Raw genomic sequence first — 2,286 nt, 5'->3', positions numbered from 1 at the left:
ATGCCGATCTCGAGCAGTTTTACAAAGCCAACGAGAAGCTTTTTCAGGCGCCGGAACAGGCCACCATTGAATACGTCGTGCTTGACATCGAGACCGTCAAAAAAGCTGTCACCGTCAACGAAGCCGATCTCAAGACCTACTATGAGCAGAATATCCAGCGCCTGGGCGGCACCGAAGAGCGCAGGGCCAGCCACATCCTGATTGCCACGCCAAAGACCGCATCGGCAGCCGATCGTGAAAAGGCAAAGGCCAGGGCAGAGGAATTGCTGGCACAGGTCAGGAAGGCGCCTGATACTTTTGCCGAGGTGGCTCGCAAGAATTCCCAGGACACGGGTTCTGCGCCTGCCGGCGGCGATCTCGATTTTTTCGCACGCGGTTCCATGGTCAAGCCGTTCGAGGACGCAGCCTTTGCGATGAAAAAAGGCGACATCAGCAATGTGGTGGAGTCGGAGTTCGGCTACCACATCATCAAGCTGACGGACATCAAGGCGCCGAAGCGGCCCGCGTTCGAAGAGATGAAACCGCAACTGGAAGCCGATCTCCGCAAGCAGGAAGCCCAGAAGAAGTTCGCCGAAGTCGCCGACGTCTTTACCAACGGTGTCTATGAGCAGCCCGACAGCCTCAAGCCTGTGGCGGACCGGCTGAAGCTGGAAATCAAAACAGCCAGCAATGTTGTTCGGCAGCCCAAAGCCGGTGCACCGGGTGTACTGTCCAATCCAAAATTCCTGGGCGCGCTTTTTTCGCCCGATGCGATCGAAAAGAAGCGCAATACCGAAGCCGTTGAAACAGCGCCCAGCCAGCTGGTTTCAGGYCGCATCAYCCAATACACCCCGGCACGCACCCAGCCTTTCGCTGAGGTGAAGGATGTTGTGCGCCAGCGCTGGGTTGCCCAGCGCAGCGCCGAAGAAGCACGCAAGGAAGGCGAGGCCAAGCTGGCTGCGTGGAAAGCTGCGCCGGCATCCGCGACCGCCCTGGCTGCACCCGTGGTCGTGTCACGCGAGCAGACCCAGAAACTCCCCAACCCCGTAATTGACGCGGCGTTGCGCGCCGATGCCGCCGCCCTGCCGGCGTTTGCCGGGGTTAGTCTGGGCGCGCAGGGTTACGTTGTGATCAAGGTCAACAAGGTAGTGCCGCGCGAAGCGCCGCTTGAGGCGGCAGCCAGGCAGGAACGCGGCCAGTACGCGCAGTGGTGGACCGCCGCGGAAAACCTGGCGTATTACAACGGCCTGAAAGAACGCTTCAAGACGAAAATCATGGTGACAAAGCCGCCTGTCGCCAAGGCGAACGGAGAAGAAGTCGTCACCCAGTAAATTGCAGCGGCTTTGCCGCTATAATGCAGGGCTCCGGTGGCTGTAGCTCAGTTGGTAGAGTCCAGGATTGTGATTCCTGTTGTCGTGGGTTCGAGCCCCATCAGCCACCCCAGTATTTGAAGTCCCGCTTGCCGCACGGCTCGCGGGACTTTTCCATTTGGGCCTGCGCAGCCGCCTTGCACAGGCGCACAGCGCACAGGCGGGGCCAAGCCTAGTTCACCATCACCAGCTTGCCTTTAACGCCACGTGAGCCCATGTGGGCGTACGCGGCTTTCAGCTCGGCCATGGGCATGGTGCGGTCAATGACAGGTTTGATTTTGCCTTGGGCATACCAGCCGGCCAGCTCGGCCATCATGGCTGCGTTGGCTTTTGGCTCGCGTTTGGCGAAGTCACCCCAGAACACGCCGACGATGGATGCGCCCTTGAGCAGTGTGAGGTTCAGTGGCAGGGACGGGATAGGGCCCGCAGCAAAACCCACCACCAGATAACGCCCCCGCCAGGCGATGGAGCGGAAAGCCGGCTCGGAAAAATCGCCGCCGACCGGGTCGTAAATGACATCCGGACCTTTGCCGTCAGTCAGCACCTTGATTTCATCGCGCAGGTTCTTCGCGGTGTAGTTGATGGTGGCGTCCGCACCGATGGATGTGCACAGGGCGCATTTCTCGTCGGTGGATGCAGCCGCAATCACACGCGCGCCGGCGGCCTTGGCGATCTGTATGGCCGCAGTGCCCACACCGCCTGCCGCGCCGAGCACCAGTACCGTTTCACCCGCCTTGAGTTGTGCGCGGTCCATCAATGCATGCCACGAGGTTGCGTAAATCATGATGAAAGCGGCGGCATCCACGAAGGAGAAACCTTTGGGTAGCGGCATGCACAGGGCCGCCGGAGCCAGGGTGTGTGTGCCGAATCCGCCTGTGCCGGAGAGGCACGCCACGTTTTGCCCCACCTGGAGGTGCGTGACGCCTTCACCCACGGC

2 protein-coding genes and 1 tRNA gene are annotated in these 2,286 nt (G+C 60.7%); 2 read left to right on the top strand and 1 reads right to left on the bottom strand.

Annotated features, from left to right (window positions below; translation table 11 throughout):
* Together AC1D0Z_RS19930 and AC1D0Z_RS19925 are read left to right on the top strand one after the other, a co-directional pair.
* The coding region (locus AC1D0Z_RS19930; protein WP_477659905.1) for a peptidylprolyl isomerase at window positions 1-1,310 on the top strand (1,310 nt) is incomplete at its 5' end.
* A gap of 36 nt (window positions 1,311-1,346) precedes the next feature.
* Window positions 1,347-1,422 (top strand) — tRNA-His (locus tag AC1D0Z_RS19925).
* Between the two features lie 99 nt (window positions 1,423-1,521).
* Here AC1D0Z_RS19925 and AC1D0Z_RS19920 read toward each other — a convergent pair.
* The coding region (locus tag AC1D0Z_RS19920; RefSeq protein ID WP_477659904.1) for an NADPH:quinone oxidoreductase family protein at window positions 1,522-2,286 on the bottom strand (765 nt) is incomplete at its 5' end.

This window comes from Polaromonas sp. P1_E3 (assembly GCF_056405935.1).
This window is presented reverse-complemented; position numbering and strand designations above follow the sequence as displayed.